This window comes from Actinoplanes flavus, assembly GCF_017592555.1.
Lineage (GTDB): Bacteria > Actinomycetota > Actinomycetes > Mycobacteriales > Micromonosporaceae > Actinoplanes > Actinoplanes flavus.
On sequence record NZ_JAGFNS010000010.1, the window covers coordinates 69,296 to 91,244 of the forward strand.

General features: G+C 69.7%; 25 protein-coding genes, 1 tRNA gene and 1 riboswitch. Of the genes, 13 read left to right on the forward strand and 13 right to left on the reverse strand.

The window, feature by feature from the left end; all coding sequences use genetic code 11:
- Positions 1 to 43 precede the first annotated feature (43 nt).
- The gene (gene manD, locus J5X75_RS16710; RefSeq protein ID WP_208468331.1) at positions 44 to 1,252 is read right to left on the reverse strand and encodes a D-mannonate dehydratase ManD; all 1,209 of its coding nucleotides are present in this window, start codon (positions 1,250 to 1,252) and stop codon (positions 44 to 46) included.
- Between the two features lie 94 nt (positions 1,253 to 1,346).
- Here manD and J5X75_RS16715 point away from each other — a divergent pair, with 94 nt between their 5' ends.
- Complete coding sequence (locus J5X75_RS16715; RefSeq protein WP_208468332.1) at positions 1,347 to 1,847, forward strand: SigE family RNA polymerase sigma factor; 501 nt, start codon at positions 1,347 to 1,349, stop codon at positions 1,845 to 1,847.
- A 2-nt stretch (positions 1,848 to 1,849) separates the two neighbouring features.
- The gene (locus tag J5X75_RS16720; protein ID WP_208468333.1) at positions 1,850 to 3,049 is read left to right on the forward strand and encodes a hypothetical protein; all 1,200 of its coding nucleotides are present in this window, start codon (positions 1,850 to 1,852) and stop codon (positions 3,047 to 3,049) included.
- A gap of 1 nt (position 3,050) precedes the next feature.
- Here J5X75_RS16720 and J5X75_RS16725 read toward each other — a convergent pair whose 3' ends face one another.
- Positions 3,051 to 4,019, reverse strand: coding sequence for a 2-dehydropantoate 2-reductase (locus tag J5X75_RS16725; protein WP_208468334.1), 969 nt, complete (start codon positions 4,017 to 4,019; stop codon positions 3,051 to 3,053).
- A 213-nt stretch (positions 4,020 to 4,232) separates the two neighbouring features.
- Between J5X75_RS16725 and J5X75_RS16730 the strand changes: the two genes are divergently transcribed.
- From J5X75_RS16730 to J5X75_RS16750, 5 genes are all read left to right on the forward strand, one after another.
- Positions 4,233 to 4,709 (forward strand): hypothetical protein, encoded by a 477-nt coding sequence (locus J5X75_RS16730; protein WP_307798117.1) that lies wholly within the window; start codon positions 4,233 to 4,235, stop codon positions 4,707 to 4,709.
- Positions 4,710 to 4,730: 21 nt separating this feature from the next.
- Complete coding sequence (locus J5X75_RS16735; protein ID WP_208468336.1) at positions 4,731 to 6,068, forward strand: CoA transferase; 1,338 nt, start codon at positions 4,731 to 4,733, stop codon at positions 6,066 to 6,068.
- Entirely contained in the window at positions 6,065 to 6,322 is a 258-nt protein-coding gene (locus J5X75_RS16740) for a hypothetical protein (RefSeq protein ID WP_208468337.1), read from the forward strand. The genes J5X75_RS16735 and J5X75_RS16740 overlap by 4 nt, the downstream gene beginning before the upstream one ends.
- Before the next feature lie 134 nt (positions 6,323 to 6,456).
- The gene (locus J5X75_RS16745; protein WP_208468338.1) at positions 6,457 to 7,059 is read left to right on the forward strand and encodes a TetR/AcrR family transcriptional regulator; all 603 of its coding nucleotides are present in this window, start codon (positions 6,457 to 6,459) and stop codon (positions 7,057 to 7,059) included.
- Positions 7,060 to 7,158: 99 nt separating this feature from the next.
- Positions 7,159 to 8,520, forward strand: a complete 1,362-nt coding sequence (locus J5X75_RS16750; protein ID WP_208468339.1) for a gluzincin family metallopeptidase — start codon at positions 7,159 to 7,161, stop codon at positions 8,518 to 8,520.
- A gap of 205 nt (positions 8,521 to 8,725) precedes the next feature.
- Here J5X75_RS16750 and J5X75_RS16755 read toward each other — a convergent pair whose 3' ends face one another.
- Positions 8,726 to 9,544, reverse strand: a complete 819-nt coding sequence (locus tag J5X75_RS16755; RefSeq protein ID WP_208468340.1) for a MerR family transcriptional regulator — start codon at positions 9,542 to 9,544, stop codon at positions 8,726 to 8,728.
- Positions 9,545 to 9,593: 49 nt separating this feature from the next.
- Complete coding sequence (locus J5X75_RS16760; protein ID WP_208468341.1) at positions 9,594 to 10,088, reverse strand: GNAT family N-acetyltransferase; 495 nt, start codon at positions 10,086 to 10,088, stop codon at positions 9,594 to 9,596.
- Between the two features lie 237 nt (positions 10,089 to 10,325).
- Positions 10,326 to 10,499: riboswitch (cyclic di-AMP (ydaO/yuaA leader) on the forward strand.
- Between J5X75_RS16760 and J5X75_RS45485 the strand changes: the two genes are divergently transcribed.
- From J5X75_RS45485 to J5X75_RS16780, 4 genes are all read left to right on the forward strand, one after another.
- Entirely contained in the window at positions 10,498 to 11,049 is a 552-nt protein-coding gene (locus J5X75_RS45485; protein ID WP_208468342.1) for a LysM peptidoglycan-binding domain-containing protein, read from the forward strand. (Overlaps the previous riboswitch by 2 nt.)
- 121 nt (positions 11,050 to 11,170) lie before the next feature.
- Positions 11,171 to 11,488, forward strand: coding sequence for a DUF8820 family protein (locus J5X75_RS16770; protein ID WP_208468343.1), 318 nt, complete (start codon positions 11,171 to 11,173; stop codon positions 11,486 to 11,488).
- Between the two features lie 10 nt (positions 11,489 to 11,498).
- Complete coding sequence (locus J5X75_RS16775) at positions 11,499 to 12,647, forward strand: DUF6745 domain-containing protein (RefSeq protein ID WP_208468344.1); 1,149 nt, start codon at positions 11,499 to 11,501, stop codon at positions 12,645 to 12,647.
- Positions 12,648 to 13,231: 584 nt separating this feature from the next.
- Positions 13,232 to 13,474 (forward strand): hypothetical protein, encoded by a 243-nt coding sequence (locus tag J5X75_RS16780; protein ID WP_208468345.1) that lies wholly within the window; start codon positions 13,232 to 13,234, stop codon positions 13,472 to 13,474.
- 205 nt (positions 13,475 to 13,679) lie between these two features.
- Here J5X75_RS16780 and J5X75_RS16785 read toward each other — a convergent pair whose 3' ends face one another.
- A complete protein-coding gene (locus tag J5X75_RS16785) occupies positions 13,680 to 14,222 on the reverse strand; it encodes a hypothetical protein (protein WP_238488271.1) in 543 nt (180 codons plus the stop codon).
- A 149-nt stretch (positions 14,223 to 14,371) separates the two neighbouring features.
- A complete protein-coding gene (locus tag J5X75_RS16790; protein ID WP_208468346.1) occupies positions 14,372 to 14,557 on the reverse strand; it encodes a hypothetical protein in 186 nt (61 codons plus the stop codon).
- 893 nt (positions 14,558 to 15,450) lie between these two features.
- On the opposite strand from J5X75_RS16790, the gene J5X75_RS44365 reads away from it, so the two are divergent.
- A complete protein-coding gene (locus J5X75_RS44365) occupies positions 15,451 to 16,332 on the forward strand; it encodes a hypothetical protein (protein ID WP_238488273.1) in 882 nt (293 codons plus the stop codon).
- A 778-nt stretch (positions 16,333 to 17,110) separates the two neighbouring features.
- Here J5X75_RS44365 and J5X75_RS16800 read toward each other — a convergent pair.
- From J5X75_RS16800 to J5X75_RS16810, 3 genes are all read right to left on the reverse strand, one after another.
- Positions 17,111 to 17,317, reverse strand: coding sequence for a glycine zipper domain-containing protein (locus tag J5X75_RS16800; protein ID WP_208468347.1), 207 nt, complete (start codon positions 17,315 to 17,317; stop codon positions 17,111 to 17,113).
- A 209-nt stretch (positions 17,318 to 17,526) separates the two neighbouring features.
- Positions 17,527 to 18,105, reverse strand: coding sequence for a histidine phosphatase family protein (locus J5X75_RS16805; protein ID WP_208468348.1), 579 nt, complete (start codon positions 18,103 to 18,105; stop codon positions 17,527 to 17,529).
- Between the two features lie 117 nt (positions 18,106 to 18,222).
- Positions 18,223 to 18,921 carry a DUF2207 domain-containing protein gene (locus tag J5X75_RS16810; RefSeq protein WP_208468349.1) on the reverse strand — a complete coding sequence of 233 codons (699 nt, stop codon included), beginning with the start codon at positions 18,919 to 18,921 and terminating at the stop codon, positions 18,223 to 18,225.
- A 364-nt stretch (positions 18,922 to 19,285) separates the two neighbouring features.
- Between J5X75_RS16810 and J5X75_RS16815 the strand changes: the two genes are divergently transcribed.
- Positions 19,286 to 19,364, forward strand: a tRNA-Arg gene (locus tag J5X75_RS16815).
- A gap of 163 nt (positions 19,365 to 19,527) precedes the next feature.
- Here the strand turns inward: J5X75_RS16815 and J5X75_RS16820 are convergent.
- The 4 genes from J5X75_RS16820 to J5X75_RS16835 all read right to left on the reverse strand — a co-directional run bounded on the left by J5X75_RS16820 (position 19,528) and on the right by J5X75_RS16835 (position 21,932).
- The gene (locus tag J5X75_RS16820; protein ID WP_208468350.1) at positions 19,528 to 19,920 is read right to left on the reverse strand and encodes a hypothetical protein; all 393 of its coding nucleotides are present in this window, start codon (positions 19,918 to 19,920) and stop codon (positions 19,528 to 19,530) included.
- A gap of 215 nt (positions 19,921 to 20,135) precedes the next feature.
- The gene (locus J5X75_RS16825) at positions 20,136 to 20,432 is read right to left on the reverse strand and encodes a hypothetical protein (protein ID WP_208468351.1); all 297 of its coding nucleotides are present in this window, start codon (positions 20,430 to 20,432) and stop codon (positions 20,136 to 20,138) included.
- A 472-nt stretch (positions 20,433 to 20,904) separates the two neighbouring features.
- Entirely contained in the window at positions 20,905 to 21,162 is a 258-nt protein-coding gene (locus J5X75_RS16830; RefSeq protein ID WP_208468352.1) for a hypothetical protein, read from the reverse strand.
- Positions 21,141 to 21,932, reverse strand: coding sequence for a hypothetical protein (locus J5X75_RS16835; RefSeq protein WP_208468353.1), 792 nt, complete (start codon positions 21,930 to 21,932; stop codon positions 21,141 to 21,143). The genes J5X75_RS16830 and J5X75_RS16835 overlap by 22 nt, the downstream gene beginning before the upstream one ends.
- Positions 21,933 to 21,949 lie beyond the last annotated feature (17 nt).

The window sequence follows — 21,949 nt, forward strand, 5'->3', positions numbered from 1 at the left end:
GGCCACGCCGCATCGCCCATACCGGGTTCTGACGGACGGGAACTCACCAGCTGTGCACGGTGCCGTCCTCGAGGCGGTTGACCGGCAGACTGGCCGCCCGGTACGGGTACCGGGCGGCCAGTTCCTCGTCGATGTCGACGCCGAGGCCCGGCTCCTCGGACGGGTGCAGGTAGCCGCCCTCGAACCGGTAGCCGTGCGGGAAGACGGCGTCGGTGGCCTCGGTGTGGCGCATGTACTCCTGGAGGCCGAAGTTGGGGATGGCCAGGTCGAGGTGCAGGGCGGCGGCCATGCAGACGGGGGAGAGGTCGGTCGCGCCGTGCGAGCCGCTGCGTACGTGGTAGAGGTTGGCCAGGTCGAAGATGCGCCGCAGGTGGGTGATGCCGCCGGCGTGCACCACCGTCGTACGGATGTAGTCGATGAGCTGCTCGGTGATCAGTTGCTGACAGTCCCAGATGGAGCTGAACACCTCGCCCACCGCGATCGGGGTGGTGGTGTGCTGCCGGATCAGGCGGAAGCCCTCCTGGAGTTCGGCCGGGACCGGGTCCTCGATCCAGGTGAGGTGGTAGGGCTCCAGGCTCTTGCCGAGCCGGGCCGCCTCGATCGGGGTGAGCCGGTGGTGTACGTCGTGCAGCAGTCTCAGCGTGGGCCCGAACTCCTCGCGGACCCGGGCGAACACCCGCGGGACGTGGTCCAGATAGTGGGCGGTGGACCAGACGTTCTCGGTGGGGATCGCGGCGTCGGCGGGCTCGTAGAACATCCGGTCCTTGCTGACACCGTAGGTGCTCTCCAGTCCGGGGATGCCGGTCTGCACCCGCACGGCCCGGTAACCCAGGTCCACGTATCCCGAGATCTCGGTCAGCACCGCATCGATCGAGTCGGCGTTGGCGTGGCCGTAGACGGTCACGCCTTCCCGGGAGCGCCCACCCAGCAGCTGATAGACGGGCAGCCCCGCCACCTTGCCCTTGATGTCCCACAGGGCGGTGTCCACGGCCGCGATCGCCGTCATCGTCACCGGACCGCGCCGCCAGTAGGCGCCCTTGTACAGGTACTGCCAGATGTCCTCGATCCGGGCCGGGTCCCGCCCGGTCAACTGCGGCGCCACGTGCTCGGTGAGATAGGCGGCGACGGCCAGTTCCCGCCCGTTCAGCGTCGCGTCCCCGACCCCGTACACCCCCTCGTCGGTGACGATCTTCACGGTGACGAAGTTGCGGTCGGGGCAGGTCACGATGACCCGGACCTCGGCGATCTTCACGCGGGATCCTCCTTGACGGACGATATCGATGGGCCGGCTCGATGAAGTCTGTCAGTACCGGTTTCGCCGCCCGCCCAACCATCCAGGGGTGCCCATGCGTTGGACAGGTGTGGACAGCGAATTCGCCGCCTTCGTCGAGGCACGCCAGCACCGGCTGCTGCGCTCGGCGTACCTCGTCTGCGGCGACCACCACCTCGCCCAGGACCTGGTGCAGGGCGCCCTCGTCAAACTCGCCCTGCGGTGGAGCCGCGTCCGGGACGGCGACCCGGAGGCGTTCCTGCGGACGGTCATCTACCGCGACGCCGTCTCCTGGTGGCGGCGCCGCCGGCGCGAGGACCTCAGCGACGCCCCGCCGGAGCGCCCCGACAGTGGTGCGGACGTGCCGAACCGGCTGGTCTTCGCCGCGGCGCTGCGCCGGCTGCCGCCCCGCCAGCGGGCCGTGCTGGTGCTGCGGTACTTCGACGACCTCACCGAGGCACGGACCGCGGAGATCCTCGGCGTCACGGTCGGAACGGTGAAGAGCCAGGCCAGCGCGGGCCTGCGGAAACTGCGGGAGCTCGCGCCGGAGCTCGGCGAGATGGCCGGGAGGGGCTGACGATGGGTACGAACCGGCTCACCGAACTTCTCGAGCAGGCCTCGGCCGAGGTGCCGCCACCGGCGATGGCCGCGACCGCCTGGGCCACCGCCCGCCGGGTCCGCCGGCGCCGGCAGCTGATCGCCGGGGTCGCCGCCTTCGCCACCGTGGTCGCGGTGAGCGTGCCGCTCAGCACCCGGGGCGGGACTCCACCGGCGCCGCCGGCCGTCACGCCGTCCGCGATCGCGGTCGCGCCCGGCGTCGACGCCATGCCGGCCGATCTCACCCGGCGTACCCTGGCGCCCTTCCCGGAGGCGCTGACCATCCCGGAGGACGCCGCCGAGCTGTCCGAGCACCCGGTGGACCGGGCGGCCGCCGTCGTCCAGAAGGTCGATCTGGAGGGCCGCGTCGACCCCCCGCTGTACGTGCTCGACCTCGACGGCGACTGGACCCGGATCGACGTGGGCGACCTGCGGCCTACCCGTGACGAGAACGGCAATCAGGCGTACGCGCTGCGCTCCACCGCGCTCTCCCCGGACGGCCGCCGGATCGCCGTCCCGCAGCCGCAGGCCCTGGTGGTGATCGACCTGACCACCGCCGAGGCCCACCGCGTCCCGGTGCCGGGCTACAACGAGCAGGTCATGTGGTGGGGCGACGAGACCGTCCTGGTCGGCGCGGGCGGCCCCGGTGTGGTCCGGGTCGACTGGCGGACCGGCGCGGTCACCCCGGAACCGGCCGGGATCTCCGCCTGGAGCAGCGCCGGCGCCCGGCAGGTGAGCGCCGGGGCGATCCCCGAACTGGTGGTGATCGACGGGCGGCGGATGGCCCGCGGCTGGGTGCTCGGGGACCCGAAGCCGGCGTGGGAGTCGCCGATCGACGAGAGCGGCCTGCCCGGCGGCTACCGGATCAGCGAGTGGTACGGCCCGGCCCTGCCCGACGACGCCGGCCGGGTGGCCGCCCCCGCCTGGGGCAGCCGTCCCGGATTCGAGGGCTCCGAGATGCTGACCGTGGTGAACGCGCGCACCGGCGTGGTGGAGCGGATCCTCGACCTCGGCTTCGGGCGGGGCAAGGGCTGCTGCGCGGCGCTCGCCTGGGTCGGCGACCACGTGCTGCTGGCGCGGACCGACCGGGAGGGCCTGATCACCTGGGACACGCGTACCGGGGTGGTCACCCAGGTCACCGTCGCGCCGATCGAGGCCCTCCTGTCGGTCCGCCTGCCCTGACCTACTTGTGGTTCACCCCGTGCATCAGCGCCAGGATCGCCCGGTTCAGCGGCACCGGCACCCCGTGCTGCTCGCCGAGCCGGACCACCGCGCCGGTGATCAGCTCGTGCTCGGTGGCCCGGCCGGCCAGCCGGTCGTACAGCATCGACGTGCCGTCGTCCTCGGCGAACCCGTCGTAGATCTCCATCGTGTGCTCGAGGTCGGCGTCGGAGAGCCGGGCCCCGGCCGCCCGGCCCACCGCGATCGCCTCGTCGAGCAGCGCCCGGGTCAGCTCCCGGACCGCCGGCTCGTGCTGGATGACCGACATCCGTTTCATGGTCAGTGAGGTCACCGGGTTCGCCCCGACGTTGGTCAGCAGCTTGCGCCACGCCGCCGTGGGGAAGTCGGCGACCCGTTCGACGTGCAGCCACGACCCGTCCAGCAGCGCGGTGAACCGGTCCGCCGGATCGGTCCGCGACAGGTCCGTGGCCGTCGTCGCCGGGCCCTCGCTGAAGGTCGCCCGCGCCGTGCTCGCGACCGTGCCGGGCGCGCCCGGCACGGTGATCCGGGCGCCCATCCGGTGCAGCACGTGACCTGGGCCGAGCGACTCCGCCGCCACGTAGACCAGCGCCGGCAGCACCCGCGTGCCGCGCGGCACCAGCGGTCCGATCCGCTCGGCGTGGTCGACGCCGTTCTGCAGCACCACCACGGTCGTGTGCGGACCCACCAGCGGCCCGAACCAGGCGGCCGCGCCCGTCGCGTCCTGCGCCTTGGTGGCCAGCAGCACCCAGTCCACCTCGGTCGCCTCGCTCGGGTCGACCAGCACCGGGACGTCCAGCTCGCGCACGCTGTCGGCGCGCTCGACGACCAGCCGCTCCGGGCGGCGCCGGGCGCAGACGACGACGTCGTGGCCGGCGTCGACCGCCGCGGCGGCGACCACCGTGCCGACCGCGCCGGCGCCGATCACCGCGACGCGAGTCCTCGTGGACATGAACCAGCCTCCCCAATAACTGAGAATGTTTTCTCAGTTCCCATCTTGCGGGAGGGTCTTTTCGGCTCTGTTACGTCGCGTGGTGTCCCACCCCACACCGGCGAACATCCCGGGCCACCCGCGCAACCGGCGCGCGGTAGCCTGACGAAGTCGAGCGGAGGGCAGATGGACACGTACGGGATTGAGCCCGCTGACATGGGTGCGGCTCCGTCGGTGGCACGGTTGCTGCTGGAGCTTCGCGGCCGCACGAGCGTCGACGTCCGCCCGTCGGGCCGCTCACTCCAGGTCCGCCCGAAGGACTCGAACGTCATCGCGGTGCACATCCACCCCGGCGGCATCGACCTGGCCCTCGACCAGGACCGGGCCAACGAGGTGGCGCTCTCCATCGAGGGCGCGTACGTGCGCGACGACGAGCCGGTCACCCAGGTGTCCGTCGAGGCCTACCTGATCGACGCCAACTACGACGCCCTGCTCGCCGCCGCCGTCGAGGCCGTCGAGCAGCGCGCAGCGGCGAAGGCCACGAAGGCGGCCGCCGCCCCGCGCGCCCGGGCCACCTCCACCGGCACCCGGGCCGCCGCCAAGCCGAAGGCCGCCGCGAAGCCGGCGCCCCGCCCCGAGCCGGCCCGCTGCCCCAAGTGCCGGCAGTACGAGCTGCTCGCCAGCGGCGAGTGCCCCTCCGGCTACTGCTGACCCGGCCCCGACCCGCCGACCGTGGACCTGCTGCCCGGCGTGCTGGCCGCCCTCGACCTCCCCACTCCCGAGGGCTTCCGCCCGCCGGACGGCCGCTCCGGCGGGCCGGCGTTCGCGTCGCCGCTCGCGGTCGGTGACTGCGCGGTCGCCTCGGTGGCCGCCTGCCTCGTCGCCGCCGCCGAACTGGCGCACGCCCGCACCGGCAGCCGCCCCGGCATCGCCCTGGACACCGCCCACGTGGCGGCCGCCATGCGCAGCGAGATCCACTTGCGTGACCCGGCCGGCAACGGGATCGACGGCTTCGCGCCCCTGTCCCGCCTGTGGCCGGCCGCGGACGGCTGGGTGCGCACCCACGCCAACTACCCGTGGCACCGCGCCGCGCTGCTGACCGCGCTCGGCGTCACCGACGATCCCGGCCCGGCGATCGCCGCGCTTCCCGCCGCCGAGGTCGAACGCCGCGTCTACGCCGCCGGCGGCCTCGCGGTCGCCGCCCGGACCCCGGACCAGTGGCGTGCCGCATGCCCGCCGGACGACGCGCCACTGGTCAGCCTCACCCCCACCGCGGATGCACCCGCCCGGGCCGCGGCTCCCGGCCCACTGCCCGCCTCCGGCCTGCGGATCCTGGACCTGACCAGGGTGATCGCCGGGCCGGCCGGCACCCGGATGCTGGCGGCGCTCGGCGCCGACGTGCTGCGGGTGGACGACCCCAACCGCCCGGAACTCCCGCTGCACGCCCTCGACGGCGTCATCGGCAAGCTCAGCACCGAGATCGACGCCGCCGCCGTCGACGGCCGGCACGCCCTGGACCGCCTGGTCGGGGAGGCCGACGTGGTGGTCACCGGCTACCGCCCGGGCGCGCTGCGCCGCTTCGGCCTGGCCCCGGACCAGATCGCCGACCGTCATCCCGGCACCATCGTCGCCACCCTCTCCGCCTGGGGAAGCGGCCCCTGGGCCGGGCGCCGCGGCTTCGACAGCCTGGTCCAGATCGCCACCGGAATCGGCTGGGCGGTCAGCCCGGACGGCATCCGCCCCGGCACGCTGCCCTGCCAGCTGCTCGACCACGCCACCGGTTACCTGCTCGCCGCCGGCATCCTCACGGCGCTGGCCCGCCGGGCTGCCGGCGGCCCCGCCACCCACGTCTCCGTCTCGCTCACCCGCACCGCGACCTGGCTGCTGGATCAACCCCGCAAACCCCCTCTCCCCGGTACGCGCGACGCGCACCCGGCCATCGACGACCACCGCGTCCCGCTGGGCGACGGCTGGACCGGCATCAGCCCACCGGGCCTCCTGGACGGCCACCCCCTGCGCTGGCCCCACCTGCCACCCCGCTACGGCCAATCCCCACCCGCGTTCCCATGATCGTGTCCAGCTGGTCGTCAGTGCTGTCTCAGCACCGTGGAGACAGCACTGACAGCCAGCCGATCGCCTCCGTCTGGCCCTGGGTGCTGTTTGGCGGGCCTCGAGACAGCGCTGGCAGCCAGCTGATCGCCTCCGGCTGGGGCTGGGTGCTGTTTGGCGGGCCTCGAGACAGCGCTGGCAGCCAGCTGATCGCCTCCGGCTGGGGCTGGGTGCTGTTTGGCGGGCCTCGAGACAGCGCTGACAGCCAGCCGTGACCCACCACTCACGCCCGGATGGGCGCGGCACGGTCTCGCGTGGCAGGTGCTCGCGTGTGCCGGCGGGACCGGGGCGGTGCGTTCGTGGCAGGTGTGGGCGTACCGGGAATGGTGGGGGTCTTTAGGATTTCGGCATGTCGGCGGCGGGAGCTCGGGAGCGGCCACGCCGCGGTGACGCGCGATTGCGGCGTGCGGCGCTGCTGGCCGCGGTGGGGGAGTTGCTGGCCGAGCGGGGGCCGGGGTTCTCGCTGGCGGAGGCGGCCGGGCTGGCCGGGGTCTCGACGGCGACCGCCTACCGGAATTTCGCCGATCCGGAGAGTGCGATCGACGCGTTCTTCGCGGAGCTGATCGGGGATCTGCTGGAGGCGTTCGATGCGCTGCCCGGTGGCGCCGACCCGCTGGCGGACGTGCGCACGGTCTGCCGGGAGTGGGTCGAGCAGGCGTCGCGGTGGGGTGCCGCGGCTGTGCATATTCGGTCACCGCGAGGGGTGCTGGCGCGGCGTGGGGAGGCCGATCCAGTCGTCGGCGGGCTGTATGAACGGCTCGCGCGGCTCGTCGAGGCGGCGATCGCGGCGGGCGCGGTGCCGCGGCAGGACGTGCGGTTCGCGGTGCTGATGTGGGTGACGATCTTCGATGAGCGGGTGGTCGTGGACGTGACCCGGACGCTGGAATGGAGCACGGACCAGGCGGCGGAGCATCTCACCGGAGCGCTCCTCAGGGTTCTGGGGCGATCCTGACAAGTCTTTGGGATGGTTCTTGGACAGGTGCGTTGACTTACGCTCGACGGAGGAATCCGCTGTAGTTCCTCGGAAAATCAACGGCGGCCGGAGGCACTCATGTCTTTGGAACTGGATCGCAGGCTCGCGGATGTCGGCACCCGATTCCGGATCTTTCCTCAACCCCGATTCCTGCTGAAAGCGGACGGATCGGGGCCGCTCTTCCCGGAGCCCGAGCAGGTGACCGTCTCGGTCGAGCCGGCCGCCATGCGGCCCGGACCGGGTGACGACCGGATGTTCGTGGTCGACGCGATCGGCAAGCTTCCCTACAACAACTTCTTCCGGCCACCGTTCCGCGGTACCAAGCGGGACCCGATCCAGCCGGGCCCGGACGGCCATTTCGATCATCTCGACCCGGCCAGCCGGGAATTCTCGGCGGCCACCATGTACGCGACGGTTCGCCGGGTCCTCGACATCTGGGAGGACTACTTCGGGCGTACCATTCACTGGCATTTCGAGTCCGATTTCGATCGACTGGAACTGATCCCGTTGATCGAGTGGAACAACGCGCAGTCGGGGTACGGGTTCCTCGAATTCGGCTTCGGCCGGTCGCCGAACGGGACGATCGACCACACCCGGCCGTACTGTGAGAACTTCGACGTGCTCGCCCACGAACTGGGGCACAGCATCATCTTCGCCGAGGTCGGCGCGCCGGCCAGCAGGCAGGACGAGGGCATCGACTACGGCGGCATGCACGAGTCGGCCGGCGACCTGGTGGCGATCGTGTCGTCGCTGCACTTCCACTCGGTCGTCGACCATCTGCTCGAGTCGACGCGGGGCAACCTGCTCACCATCAACGGCCTGGACCGGGTGGGGGAGCTGTCCGACAGCCGGGAGATCCGGATCGCGTTCAACGCCATGCGGATGTCCGACGTGGGCGTCGAGCCGCACGACCGGTCGCTGCCGCTCACCGGAGCGATCTTCGACACCATGGTCGAGGTCTTCCAGCGCGACCTGGTGGCCAAAAAGCTGATCAGCGACGACCTGCGGATCCGGTCGACGAACCTGCCCGGCACCGCGCAGGATCTCGTCGAGATCCAGACCGAGTTCACGGCCGCCTACACCGGCAACGAGGAGGCCTTCAAGGAGTCGCTGCTGCGGGCCCGCGACTACCTGGGCCGGCTGCTCGCGGTCACCTGGAGCACCATCTCGCCCGACTTCCTGACCTACCACGGCATCCTGCGGGCCATCCTGGCGGCCGACCGGGAGATCAGCGGCGGCGAGAACGCGCAGACCATCCGGGAGTGCTTCGCCTGGCGGGAGATCGCCCCGGTCCCGACCTCGATGCTGCTGCGGCCGCACACGCTGGCGTCGTGCGGTTTCCAGGTGAACGACAGCGGTTCCGTCGCGGCGTCGCCCCGTGACCGTCTGATGCCGGACCCGCGCCCCAACGGCTCCGCGACCACCTCCGCTCATCTCTGACCTCCGTCCCAGGCGGGCGCCCACAAGCGCGTCGCGATTGCCCCGCGTGCTCGCGGGCACCCGCCCGCGGTCTCTTTCCGCGGTGGCGTGCTTCCTGTCCTCGGCGAGGGTCCTCGCCGAGGGAGACGACTGCCTGCCCTGCTCGGCGCCGACGATCTCGACGGTGCCGAGCAGGGCGAGCGGCCCGGGTGGGCGCGGGTGCCGGTCAGAGACGATCGATCGGGAACTGGACCTCGGTGAGCAACTCCTCCGGGGCGACCGCCTGTGGGTCGTTGAGGTAGACCTCGCACGGCGGCCCGGCCGGCTTCCGGCCGTGATCCTCGATCCAGGTGAAGGCCTCGTGATAGGCGGGGGAGATCTCCGCATACGGCCCCTGGTGCACGATGACCGCCGCCGGCCCGCCCGGGACCTCGCGGAAGATCACCGGACCCTCCGCGAACGCGGTCCCGACCGGGACCGGGATGCAGATCTCGATGTCGCCCGAGACCCGCTCGTCGATGACGTTGTGATAGATCACGAACGGGGCCCCGCTGGGCGAGGCGCCGGCCGTGCCGATCGCGCTGACCAGCGTGCCGAACCCACGGGCCATGTCGGCCTCGATCGTGGGGAGGATGGTGTGCAGGCGCAGGGCCGCCACCGGCCGGGAACCGATCTGTCTGGTCGTCACCTGATAGGGCAAGGCATATCCTCCTCGATCGATGAGCTGTTCGAGGAACCGCAGCATCCGCTCCTGCTCGGCGAGCCGGGACCGTAGCCGTTCGCGATGATCCCGCAGCCGCTTGGAGACGATCTCCGAATCGCCGGACGACAGCACGTCGCGGATGTCACCGATCGGCATGTCGATCTGGCGCAGCACCCGGATCGCCTCGGCCTGCCTGGCCTGCGATCGGCGGTAGTAGCGGTAGCCGGACGACGGATCCACCCGGGCTGGGACGAGCAGGCCCTGCTCGTCATAGAAGCGCAGCGCCTTGATCGACAGCCGGCTCATCCGGGAGAAGTGCCCGATCGGGATCATGTCGTCCATGTGGTTCCTCCGTTCCTCATCGAGGATCGAGTCTCCCCTGACGGGAGAGTCAAGCGCGGCGGAACTCCCGGACGACGTCGTCGCCGTCGCGGCCGGTCTCGGCGAAACCGGCCTTGGCGGCGACCGCGGCCGACGCCAGGTTGGCCGGGTCGTGCCGGATCGCCACCCGCTCGATGCCGGGAAGGGTGAGGGCGACCCGGGCCATCACCCGTACGGCCGCGGTCATGTGGCCGCGGCCGGCGTACGGCGTACGCATCCAGTAGCCGATCTCCAGGACGCCCGGCCCCATCCGGGTCATCAGGCCGATCGAGCCGATCAGCTCACCGATCGACGTGAAGATCGCGTAGTTGAAGTCGGTGCCGTCGAAGTTGCGCCCGATGAAGTCGCGGGCCTGGTCGACGCCGTAGTCGTCGGTGGCGAACGGCAGCCACGGGCGCAGCTCGGGCAGTGACTCCTGGACGGCGGCCGCGAGTTCGGCGGCCCACTCCGGTTCCCAGCGCTTGAGGACCAGATCACCGGCATTGATCATCTCAGGTGGTTCCATGACCGGACATTCTGCCCGCAGCGGGCGCCGGTTCGCGGCGCGGGCCGGTGACCGGGATCCTGATGAGGCAGGAAAAGCCGCTCTAAACAGGAATAGCCCCTGTGTCGGGTATTTCTGGGCGAAAGCAAGATCAAATCGGGCGAATACTGAGAAGAACGTCACTATCCCCGGCGTGAGACTTGGTATTCATCCATCGAGCGTGGTTACCGTCGGGCCGTCCCGCGTACGGCGGGCACTGTGGACGGACCGCCGAATCCTGCCGCCGCCCACGGACACGAATCGACGGCAGGAGCGGGGGACCCACTTTTTCCGGCGCGCCGGGCGCGCCTCGGGGTGAAGCCGTGCGTGAAACGGCCGGGCCACTCTGCCCGAACCCGACAGCTCACCTCGCAGGCGTGGAGGATCATCCATGTCTCGGATCGGTAGACGAACGCGCCTTGCCCTCGGTCTGGTGACCGCCGGGGTGACCGGAGCCGGCGTCCTGCTCGGCCCGGCGGCACCGGCTCAGGCCGCGGCCCGCCAGGTCAACTGGGATGTCATCGCCAAGTGCGAGTCCGGCGGACGGTGGCACATCAACACCGGGAACGGGTATTACGGCGGCCTGCAGTTCAGCCGCAGCACGTGGAAGGCGAACGGCGGCGGCAAGTACGCGCCGACCGCCGACAGGGCCAGCAAGGCCGAGCAGATCGCGATCGCCGAGAAGCTCCACCGCAAGCGCGGCCTGAGCCCGTGGCCGCACTGCGGGAGGAAGCCCGGCGTCTACAAGAAGACGACCAGCGCGAAGAAGCCCACCGCGAAGAAGCCGAGCGGAAGGACCTATGTGGTCCGATCCGGCGACACCCTCGCCTCGATCGCGCGCACCTTCAAGGTCAAAGGCGGTTGGCGTACGCTCTACGCGCTCAACAAGGACCGCATCTCGAACCCGGGCCTGATCTTCGTGGGCCAACGGATCCGCCTCTGAACCGCGGGAACCCGGCGGGCACGGGACGCCCCGTTCCCGCCGGGAATCCGGCTCGCGGAAAAGTGTCGTACCCCCTCGGTAGCGTCCTCAGAGACAGAGAGAGTGCTGCTGGGGAGGCCGGATGTACCGTCAGGGCGATGTGCTGATCATCCCGGTGCCGGAGGGCGACGTTCCGGCCTGTGCGCCGGTGCCACGTGACCGGCGCGGGCGGATGGTGCTGGCCCGGGGTGAGGCGACCGGTCACGCGCACGTGGTCGGTGGGCCGGGTCTCGAGCTGCTCGCCGACCTCGACGATCCGGAGCGGATGTTCCTCGAGGTCCCGGCGCACGGCCGGGTCACCCACGAGGAGCACGGCCCGATCCCGCTGCCCGCCGGGCGTTACCGGGTGGTGCGCCAGCGGGAGTACATCCCCGGCGCCTTCCGGCCGGTGGCGGACTGAGGGGGCGACGGTGCGACTGACACACACGCAGGAGTCGATGGCCGCGGCGATCGAGGACCAGTGGCTGGCCGCGGCGATGGAAACCGGCCCCGCCGACCGGGCGGCCACCGAGGAGGGTGTCCGGGAGGCCTACCGTCTGGCCGGCGCCGAGCCACCCGAGCGAATCCTCTGGTTCGCCTCGCCCCGCGCGGCCGCGGCCGCCGCGGCGTTGCTCTCCGGGGCGGTCGAGCCGGCCCCGGAAGCCCCAGGCCCGCAGTGGCTGGCCGAAGTCCAGGCCGAGCTGCGCCGTCGAGGGTGGACACCGGGGGAGAGCGCGGGCCGTTCGCTGCGCGGCCTCGTGCGGACGGCACCGTGGGCGGCCGCCCGCAAGGCCGCTCTCGCCGCGCTCGGCGCCGACGGCTGGTCCCAGCTGAGCGCCGCGGCCGGGCGCCGGTCCTGGCCCCTGGTGATGGACATGGTCGCGGGCCGGCTGCGGTCCCGGCTGAGTGAGGACCTGGCCACCGAACTGCCCGGCGCCGGGCCGGCGGTGCTCGACGCCGTCTACGGCCAGCACGACGGGACCTGGCTGAGCACGTTCGAGGCGGCGGCCAAGGTGAGTCCCGGGGCAGACCTGATGACCGGCCTCGCCGGGCTCGCCCGGGTGGCCCGGCACAGCGGCTGGTGGTGGGCGTTCGAACGGGTCGCGGTGCTCTCCGAGCGCCCGGTCACCCTGGCCCGGGACAACGTCGGGCGGCTGCACCGCGGCGAGGGCCCGGCCATGGAGTTCGCCGACGGTTACGGTCTGTGGGCCTGGCGCGGCATGCCGATCCCGTCCGACCTGGCCGCCGAGCTGCCGTCGCTGACCGTCGACCGGGTCCGCCAGGAGACGAACGCCGAGATCCGCCGCGTGATGCTGGAGCACTTCGGCTACGAGCGCTACCTGAGCGAGGCCGGCGCCCGAAAGGTCGGCACCGACGAGACCGGCACCCTGTGGCGGCTCGACCTGCGCGACGACGAGCCGCTGGTGATGGTCGAGGTGATCAACTCGACCCCGGAACCGGACGGCACGAGCCGCGTCTACTGGCTGCGCGTCCCACCCGAGACCCGCACGGCCCGCGAGGGTGTGGCATGGACGTTCGGCCTGACCGAGAAGGAGTACCAACCCTTGATCCAGACCTGACCCCACCCCGGCCCACCTTCGTGGACTGGATCACGAGCATGGGAGCCGACCCGTGAGCAGCAGGGTCACCGTTGTCTACGCCAACCAACAGCCACCCGAAGCCGGGCCTTCGATGCGTTGACCCTGTCGACATTCCTGGGGCACCAGCAGCGAATCAGCCTGATAGCCGGTGGCTCGCCGCGGATCCATTGACGGACGGTGGCGTCGGCTGCTTCCCGGCCCTGAATTTATGAACAGCGCGGTTCGTGGTCGTCGACGCCGTCTGCCACTTACCGGAACTCATGCGCGCTGGTCACACCGCCGCTGCCGCTGGCAGTGCGCCGACCCAGGTGAACAGCCGCCATGCCAGCACGGGAACCCCGACGACGAGAACAAGCGGCCCCTCCGCATGGCTCAGTAGCCCCAGAACCGAGGTCCCGGACACCGCCGCCCGACCCGCCACCACACCCACTCTCCGGGCTTCAACCGGCAGTGTGATCCACTCCTGCCGATGGCGTGCCCACCATGACCATCGGCAACCGCGGCGATGGTGCAGCTGTTGGCGGGTCCCAGCTGCCGACGACCGAGCGTCCATCCTCGGTCGAATGAGGGCCATGCAACCGAGCGGCACGGGATCGTCCCCCGACCGTTTCCGGCTCACGGTCGACGGTGATGTCTTCGACGTCGCGACACAGCCAGGCGCGTATCACTACACCCGACTCACCGGCCCTGCGCCAGGCCATGGGTCCACCAGCCGACAACAGCCGAACGCGTCAATGTTTCTCGACATGGTGGACCCCTCGACCGGCTACATCGAGGACGACGGCCAGGACACCCCCGACCAGTGATTCCGAAAGTGCTTCCCACAGCCGAGCCACTTCGCGGACATCCCCTTCGCCCATGCCGCGATCCGAACGCTACGCGTGCCATCTCCGACCGGTGGGTTGGACACTCCTTTGCCGATGTGAGTCCGTCATGACTACCAGTCGGCACGGCAGGCAGCTCGACCCTCCCTGCCAGTTCGCCATGGCGAAAGCCGAGCGGCTGCTCCATTCAGCCAATACGACGGAGAAGCCCTCGACTCGGCACCCACCGCAGCTCTTCCGCTTCGCCAGGGTCGGTGAAAACCAGTACGGATTCGTCGAGGCGACGCCATTCGAGTCCACCCGACCAGTCTTCGTACGACTCTCCCGCGACGAGCAGCAGTTCACGGTCTGCTATTCGCAATCTCACCTCCGCGAGAACGTCATCATCGAGGTAGACCTCTACCTCCCGGATCGGGCCTGTGGGGAGTTCGGTCAGAGCCCGACGCCGGTAGCCGCGGCTCCAGTCGTCTCCCTCGCAAACCGCTCCGGCGTTTGCCCACAGGCCGAACGACAGGTCGTTCTGGTAGGTAGTGATGTTGACAGCAGTACCGTCAGGCCTCACCGCGTCGAGTGCGAGAAGCTGCAGACAAGGCACGTCAGCGCCGTTGTACTCCGGCGTTCCCTCGTCGCCGCCACGCACCGCCATCTCCACGCCGTGCCACGAAACAACGGCCTGATCCCGCATCGCCAGAAACGTGGCCGTCTGGTCATGCAACCAGTCACTGATCATCGACACAGTTTGCATGTTGCGACGTTCGACCTCGACTAGATTCTGAGCCGGCAACCGCCCTCATTTGCCGCTGACCGCGAGTGGTGGCTACAGGCGGTAGCCCACGCGCTCGGATGCTGCGGTGGTGGCGCGCTGACGCTGGTGGTCGATTACCGCAGGGGACGCACACCTGCCAGTTCTCGGATCATGCTGATCAGTTCAGCAGCTCTGGGACCGCGTTGCTGCAATACCGCCTTGAGGTGTTGCTGCGCATTGCTGCCGGCAAATTGCATACTTGCTGGTCCTGCCGTGAGGGTTATGCCCACGTAGGCGCGCCGTTGGTCGGTCGTCTCCACCAACTCACCGTCGGCAGTCAGCCCTCAAGAGTGTTGGCGCCAAAGTTGGTCATTAGAGAGCGCGTATCCCGTGCCAATCGACTCGAAGGTCCCGTCGATCCAGCAGGCTGCGACGTTGCGGTGGCATTCGCCAGGCTCGCCCGGAAACTGACGAACATGCCGGCTCATGGAGACCCCTCCGGCGAGGAGGGCTTCGAGGTCCGTTTCGGGGCCACGAGGCGGTACAACGAGGGAACCACCGAGGGACAACAGGGTCCGACACCAACTGCGCCAGCGTTCCCCGTATCCCGCGTCCACGTCGTCGTAAGCATCAACCCGAGCCCGGTAGAGCGCCAGCAAGCGCTCATGCTCGTCGAGGGGTATCTCCACAGGCGGAGGATAGCGTTGCATGATCACACGTCCTCTTCTGCCGCTGCCCGCGCTCCGGCTGGCCTTCACGTTAAAGCCGACCTTCGGCGCTGCCGATGGTCGCCCAGCGGGGTGCGGCAAGGTCGTACTCTCAGGAGCCCGATCGCAGGAGGCATGAATGGGATTGTCAGGCCGGGCCTGCCCTGACTGTGGTCGCAGTGTCCGTGAGCCGTTCGAGAAGACGGTCACTGGGCGCGAGGTGTGCCCGGACTGCGCGAATGCCCTGTTCATGGGCTCGGCAGCAGGTGTGATCACCGGAGATGTCGGGTCCGGCTACGGGGTTTGGGCGATGCTCATGTGCAAGATTCGGCGCTCCGGCTGAGCGGGCCGGGATCTCTTCTTGGCGGCACTGTCACAACGCGATCGCGAGATGAACTCTCCTGCCGCCGGTCGTGCGAGGTGTGGCGGGTGTAGTCGTCGTGGTCGGTACGTTTCGGTTGCCGGCCGAGCGTGGGCTGCCCGGATCGGGCTGCGATCATGGCGGGGTGACGTCGGTGCCGGAAAGCATGCCGTTCCGGTGGGATCTGATCACGCCGGATCAGCTGGGATCGTTGCTCGACGGTACCGCGACTCCGGACCTGTGGTTCCTCGACGATCTCGTGGCGTGTACCGGGAAGGTGCTGGCCCGTAGCCGCAACGGGGATCTGTTCTTCGTGGGCAGGTCCTTGGACTCGATGTTCGACCTGCTCGGCGGCGTGTTCAGCGGCCCATCCGGGGTGCAACGGCTCTACCGGCTGCCGTTGTCGTTTCAACGTCCGGGGATCGGATCCGGCCGGCGCTGGCGTCGTCGTCCGTTGACACCCGCTGAGGTGGCGCAGGGCCGCCGGTTTCTGGAGACGGTCGGTTTGACGCCGTACGCGCTGGCGCGCCGGGACCGCCCGGCGGTCCTGGTCGATGTCGTTTACGAGGGCGAGACGTTCACCGAGTTGTTCACGCTGATCCGGGACTGGATCGAGCAGGAACGCGAGCCGTGGTCGGTCGTCCGCCGCAAGCTGTCCTTCGTCGGGGTCACCATCCGCCGCAAGACCAGTCCGAACACCGAGCGGTGGCATCAGCACGCCGCCTGGACCCGCACGCTGCCCGCGTCCGCGGTGGCCAACGTGTCACTCGACCCGGGAGTCTGGTCGTACTTCGGGGATCACCAGGTGAAGCTGACCCGTTCGTTACGCCCTGACCTGTGGACCGCCGCGGCTGAAGGCCCCGGCCGGGACGAGCGCACTCGGCAGGCCCTCGTCGAGGCAGCGGCACTGGTCGCCTACGGTCGCAGCCCGGCCGGCCGGCAAGCCGTCGCCCGTGCCATCGGCCGCGATCCCGCGCTCAGCCAGTCGTGGCTACGTAGCCTGGTCACGAGCCTGACCACAGGTTGAGTTCCGGCTACCCGCCGGCCGCCGCCGGCATTGACGGATACGCGGATTCGCCGCCGAGGCGAGCGCTTGACGCCCCGAGCAGTCACGTCGCGTAACCGTCGGACTGCCTCGGTTGATGCACGCTCGTGCCGATGACAGCGCACTCGCGTCTACTCAAGCCTTCGGTCGCCAGATTGGAATGGGGTGAACTTCGTTCTCTATGCTCAGGAGCATGAATGAGCCCAACCGACCGGATCCAGACGACAGCGAGCACGGCGCTGCCGCCCCTGCCAGGCTACCAGTTGCCGAGGCGGCAGCAGCGAGTCCGTGGGCGCTGACCGCACTTGCGGTTGGCGCCATCGCAAGCGTGGTGCTCGGGCGGAGGCGCGCCAAAGCTTGACCATCATCGGGCGGCGAGTGCACGGCGCACCGAGATTCGGAGCAGCGTCGCCGTCTGCCTTGGCCGCGATCAGCGCGGTCAATCGGTTGGAGAGTCTCGACTGGCATGCCACCATGCGACCAGTTGCTCCGCCGTTGCCATGGTCGAGGCTACGTCCGCGGACATACCGAAGTGGCCAGCGACCTCTGCATCCAGCCATTCCCCGATCGCAGCCGCATCCGCTCGCTTTGAGCGACGACCATCATCGCAACGGTTCCGGCGGCGGTCTTGGCATCCCGTGCGAACACGTACTGCGCCCCGTCGACGGTGATCTGTCGTGCCTACTTCTTCTTGGACGGCGTAGCGGGGTGGAAGACCGGATGGTGAAACATCTGCGTAGCCCAGACGCGGGCGCGACGCTCAGGATTTGCCGCGGTCATTCGCTCGCGCGATGACGACGACGCCGGCGGTCACACCCAGAGCCGCACCCAGCGCGACACCGAGACCGATGTTGTTGAGCAGGATCCCGGCGACGACGCCGAAGGCAGCGCCAAAGGCGACCCAGACCCCGATATTTGACCAGATCCCGAGATTTGCGGCACCTCGAGGCTTGTCGTTGCTCGTCATCGGATCTCTCCCAGGACGTCGAGCGGGCAGGTAGACGATCCAGCGGCCCACCGTGGCGAATGCGCCACCGTCACTTCTCCACAAGCTATCACCCGGCATCAATCGGCAAGTCCTCGTCGAGGAGCCGGCCTCGTCCGGATCTGCCGCATCAAGGGTGTCTGCACCAGGCCGAGCCCGTCGTCGGCTGCGGCGGTGTGCCGGGACGGGGTTCAGGAGACGCCCGAAGGATCGTCGGACTCGGGCCGGAATACCTGCTTGCCGGTCACGTCGACGGTGAGGAGGCCCGGTAGCCGGAGGTCGGCCCAGAAGGCACCCGGGTCCGCGAGGGCGACCGTCGTAGTCAGCCACAGGGTCATGGCCATGCCGTGGCTCGCGATGACCAGCGGTCGCCCATCCGCCCGAGCAGTCCAGAATCTCACTCCTTCAGCGAAGCGGGCCACTACCTGGTCACGGGGCTCCCAGCCTGTGTGGTCCGTGCCGGTCACATACGCGCGCCGACGTGCCTGGAAATCGCCCTCGTACGGCTCGTCGCGGGTCACCTCGTTGAACCTCTTGTCGGTGTACACCGATCCGGCCTGCTCCAACGTCTGCCGTGCCTTCGGCTCCCGGCTCGCGAGCAGCAGGGCGTCGGCCGGCAACGCCCGCGCGAGCGCTCTCGCCTCGCACCAGCCCTTGAGGGCGAGTACGACCCTCGGCAGCCCCAGGGCCGGAACGCTCGATAGCAGGACGCCGGACCCACTCAACTGCCGCCGATAGTGCGCCGGGCCACCGGACTCGAACCGGTTCATTCCGGACTGCTCAGGTGCTCAGCGTCGCTGGAATGAGGCTTGGCCCGGCCCTACGTGTCGGCGATCGAGATGGCCGTGACCCGGGCGGACGAATTGTCGGCACCCGCGGCGGGTTGTCTACGGCCCTATCCGGTGGGCCACCGCCCTAGCCAGCCCGGGTAGGCCGCTGTCGGTCATGAAGCCGGGCCACGCGCCTGCCTTCACCGGGCGCCAGGTCAGCCAGTGTGGCTGGTCGGAGACCGGTCGTACGCGTCGCCACCAGGTGTTGCGCTCATCCTCGGCCAGCAGCAGGAACGCCCAGGGCAGCAGGGCGGGATCCGAGGCCCCCGACCCGTCGCGCATCTGCTCGCGCAATTGGTGCAGGCGTGCGCGCTCGGCGCGGGCGGCACCGCTGGGTCGGATCGGTGCCTGTAGCCATCGGGTGAGCAGCACTGCTGTACCCGTGGCCAGGGGCAACACGGCCAACCACATCCCGGCAACCATCGCGGCCAGTGTTCCGCCCAGGCCGAGAACCGCGCCGGCTGCGATCAACCAGCGCAGCCGCGACATGAAACCGTACCGTTGGATCGCCTCGGACAACACGGTGCTGAGCCGGTCGGCGCTGATAGGGCCGTGCGGCGCTGTCATCGGTGGCAGCTCGGGACGGTCCAGCCGCGCGGGGGCACCGCCATGGAACAGCCCGGCCAGGACATCCGCACGGTCCTGCCGCAGCCCTGAGGGATCGACCGGTCCTCGGCGGACGGTGTATCCGTCGTCATCGGCGACGATCTCGACGTAGCCGTCCTCGGCCAGCGCGAGTACCTCCGCGATCACCATCCGTGCGGGATGCCGGACACCCAGCAGCCAGGCACCGATGAGGCAGCTCGTTCCGGGGCGCTCGGGCTGACTCGACATGGCAGATATTGTGCACAGCACAGTCCAGCCCTCGTAAGGGATCAGATTCAGAGAGAAACCGGCTGGCGCGCCTGCGAGCCCGTGCCGAACACACTCTGCAGATGTGCGGCGCAGATCCCGCAGCGCTCGTCGACTCCGAGAATGCGGTCTTCCCGCCGTTCTGAGTGGATATTCGCGGGCGCCGCGATCCGCTCGGCTCAGCCGATGGGACGGGAACGCGGACGGGCGCTCGTGACGCCCCGGAAACTGGCGAGCTGGGGGCGGCGTCGGTGCTGTACATTCCCCGTGTCTCGTCGTCTAGGGGCCAAGGATCCCGTGCGCCCTTCGGGGACGCGGAGGCGTGGGTTCAAATCCCACCGGGACATCGGGGCCGACGCCGTCTTCGGCGTCGGCCCCGTCCTTGGCTCGGGTGCAGCAGGATGTGGGCCCCATCGCACCCGGTGAGTTCCATCTGGCTGCTGGACGCCCTGTTGTCCGTGACGGGCACTGTCCTCTACCGCCGCCGGTAGTGCGTGTCGGCATCGAGGATCACGCGTTGGTCGGGTAGAGCCTGAGGTGGTCGGCCACCACGGCGATGGCGGTGCCGGGAGGCGCATCGATGGAACGGTTGTCGATCTCGACCTGCAGGAAGCCTTCGGCGATACGCATCGTCAGAACGTCCCGCTCCTGACGTTCAACGGTTCCGCGGAGTACCGGTCCCGGCCGCAGCGTCTCGCCGCCGCCGATGGCTATCGTGACTTCCCACTCGAGAACCGCATCGATGTCAAGCTCGACATCGATGACCTGGCCGACCGTGGGTGGTAGCCGGCCAGCCCATTCGGCCCTCAGATGCACGTCGGCCACCAGCGCGTCAACCATCGTGGTCGGGCCGGGATGAACGGCGGCGATTCCTATCTGCACGTTCTCGATGATCGCAGCCAACGTCCTCTTCCAGCCGCGAGTCGCGCGCTACTGAGGGTGATGGCAGGGTTGCATGCCAAGTAGGCGGATCTGCCGACGTGAGTGCGGTCGATTCTTGGGGGTGATGCGCCGTTCGTCTGCACTTGACTCCCTTGCATATTGGTGAGTCTCAGATTCAGGCGCAATGCTTGATCTTCGCGCCGCGCATGTCGCCAAGGTGTGCCGTCCCCTGGCTGTCATCGCCCCGAATTGTTCAATTCCCTATCCCGGATGCACCGGTACCCGGGATCGAGCACATCGGAGATGTGCACCTCGAAACTGTCCGTGGTCGCGATCGACAGTGTGAGGTACGCCTTGACTCCGTCGATGTCCCTGCTGGCGCAGAGTATGGCCGCGTGGTCGCCCGACTCCTGCTCTCGCGCCAAGATCCGCCAACCGTCCTGCTCCACGACGCCCCGGTAGAACCGGGCCACACTGTCCTGCGCGGCGGTGCCGTGGTGGTACCGCCCCCCGTATGCGACGGTGCGGTCCACGTCGCATCCGCTGTACAAGTTCGCCGGCGCAAGGGCATCCGGCCACCTATTCAGAAGGGCAAGGTCGGACAATTGGGCGCCGCGCTGCTCACACTTTTCGTAACGCTCGTTTCGCCACGCGACGGCAACGCCTCCAACCAGGAGAAGTCCGACTGCGGCGATCACTCGGTTTCGCATCAGCCGGGAGATTAACAGCCGGTCACAAGTCTGAACAGAGCGGCGACCTGACCGCTATGAGCGATAGCGCCGCGTGTCTCCAATAGGGATACGGGGCCACGTGCGGGAGGAGCGCCGTCTTCGGCGTCGGCCCCGTCCTTGGCTCGGGTGCAGCGGGGTGTGGGCATCACACCCCCCCTGTTGCCCAGGGCGGGCACCGTCTTCTACCGCCGCGGGCAAAGCGCTGAGCGTCGCCAGTGTGCCTCCGTCACGGGATCGCTCGCGGCTGAAGCACGGAGGCTCACCGCGGGCGGTATCAAGTGAGCGGTGACGCCTTCACCAGTCGGCGGTAGGCGGCGACCGCGGCCGGCACCTGGTCAAGACCCTGCTCGCTGCCGCGGGCGTCCGGGCCGGCCCACCATTTCATGAAGAGGGCCGGCGGCAGGCCCGCGTATTCGGGGCCGATGGTGGCCGGATGGGCCGCGGCGGCGGTGATGGTCCCGACCCACTCGGCGAATCGGGTGCCACCACGGTCCCATCGCGCCTCGGCGCCTACTCCGTCGCCGTCCTGCACGGTCGTGCCGATCTCGCCGACTCCCCACGGCCGCTTGGTCTCACGCCAAATGTCGCGCGGGTAGCGGAAGAACTCGCCGGTGTGGCATACCTGCCCTGGTTGCTGTGCGGCAAGGTGGGCGGCATGCCGGGGAAGACGTATGTGTCCCACGAGACGAGGTCGGCCGGGTCGTCGTTGCGCTCGACGAACAGGCGCCAGTCACCGCCCAGCTTCTTGACGTTGTAGTGCTGCCAGTACCACATCAGGTTCTTCTCGAGGGTGACCTGCGATCGGGCGGGGTGTGCCCCGATTATCCGGCGGTAAGCACGGTAGACGTCGAGATAGGCGGCCGGTTCGGCCCGCGGGTCACGGCGGCGGCCCCAGTCATTCTGCACCTCGTGGAAGTAGATGACCGACAGTTGGGTGTGGTGCTCGTGTGCCCAGTCGAGCAGCGCCCGCAGCCGGTCGTCGTCGCGTGTCTTGTGAGAGATGGTGATCGGCTCGTCGGGGTGGCTCGCGGTAGCCCAGGCGAGCAGGGTACCGACCATGCTGCCGTCCCCGGCCAGGGGCAGCCGGTCGGCAGCGAACAGCCGGATGCCGATCGGGCCGTCGCCATAGAGCGCGCGCTGCTTTTCGTAGAGCCGCCGGAAAGTGTCCGCGTCGTCTTTGGGTGGTCCCTGCGTCGAGGCGATGACACCGAACCGGGTGGCCGATGCGGCGGAGGCTGGCTGGCCTGGCATCGTGACCGCTCCCGCGGCGAGCGCGGTGGTCAGTAGAGTGCGTCGCCGCATGCCATTCCTCCGGCCGG

Excerpts from the sequence above, each read along its gene's own strand:
- J5X75_RS16715 (WP_208468332.1), top strand. The coding sequence starts at position 1,347 with ATGCGTTGGACAGGTGTGGACAGCGAATTCGCCGCCTTCGTCGAGGCA.
- J5X75_RS16720 (WP_208468333.1), top strand. The coding sequence starts at position 1,850 with ATGGGTACGAACCGGCTCACCGAACTTCTCGAGCAGGCCTCGGCCGAG.
- J5X75_RS16725 (WP_208468334.1), bottom strand. The coding sequence starts at position 4,019 with ATGTCCACGAGGACTCGCGTCGCGGTGATCGGCGCCGGCGCGGTCGGC.
- J5X75_RS16740 (WP_208468337.1), top strand. The coding sequence starts at position 6,065 with ATGATCGTGTCCAGCTGGTCGTCAGTGCTGTCTCAGCACCGTGGAGAC.
- J5X75_RS16745 (WP_208468338.1), top strand. The coding sequence starts at position 6,457 with ATGTCGGCGGCGGGAGCTCGGGAGCGGCCACGCCGCGGTGACGCGCGA.
- J5X75_RS16750 (WP_208468339.1), top strand. The coding sequence starts at position 7,159 with ATGTCTTTGGAACTGGATCGCAGGCTCGCGGATGTCGGCACCCGATTC.
- J5X75_RS16755 (WP_208468340.1), bottom strand. The coding sequence starts at position 9,544 with ATGGACGACATGATCCCGATCGGGCACTTCTCCCGGATGAGCCGGCTG.
- J5X75_RS16760 (WP_208468341.1), bottom strand. The coding sequence starts at position 10,088 with ATGGAACCACCTGAGATGATCAATGCCGGTGATCTGGTCCTCAAGCGC.
- J5X75_RS45485 (WP_208468342.1), top strand. The coding sequence starts at position 10,498 with ATGTCTCGGATCGGTAGACGAACGCGCCTTGCCCTCGGTCTGGTGACC.
- J5X75_RS16770 (WP_208468343.1), top strand. The coding sequence starts at position 11,171 with ATGTACCGTCAGGGCGATGTGCTGATCATCCCGGTGCCGGAGGGCGAC.
- J5X75_RS16780 (WP_208468345.1), top strand. The coding sequence starts at position 13,232 with ATGAGGGCCATGCAACCGAGCGGCACGGGATCGTCCCCCGACCGTTTC.
- J5X75_RS16785 (WP_238488271.1), bottom strand. The coding sequence starts at position 14,222 with ATGATCAGTGACTGGTTGCATGACCAGACGGCCACGTTTCTGGCGATG.
- J5X75_RS16800 (WP_208468347.1), bottom strand. The coding sequence starts at position 17,317 with ATGACGAGCAACGACAAGCCTCGAGGTGCCGCAAATCTCGGGATCTGG.
- J5X75_RS16805 (WP_208468348.1), bottom strand. The coding sequence starts at position 18,105 with ATGAACCGGTTCGAGTCCGGTGGCCCGGCGCACTATCGGCGGCAGTTG.
- J5X75_RS16810 (WP_208468349.1), bottom strand. The coding sequence starts at position 18,921 with ATGGTGATCGCGGAGGTACTCGCGCTGGCCGAGGACGGCTACGTCGAG.
- J5X75_RS16835 (WP_208468353.1), bottom strand. The coding sequence starts at position 21,932 with ATGCGGCGACGCACTCTACTGACCACCGCGCTCGCCGCGGGAGCGGTC.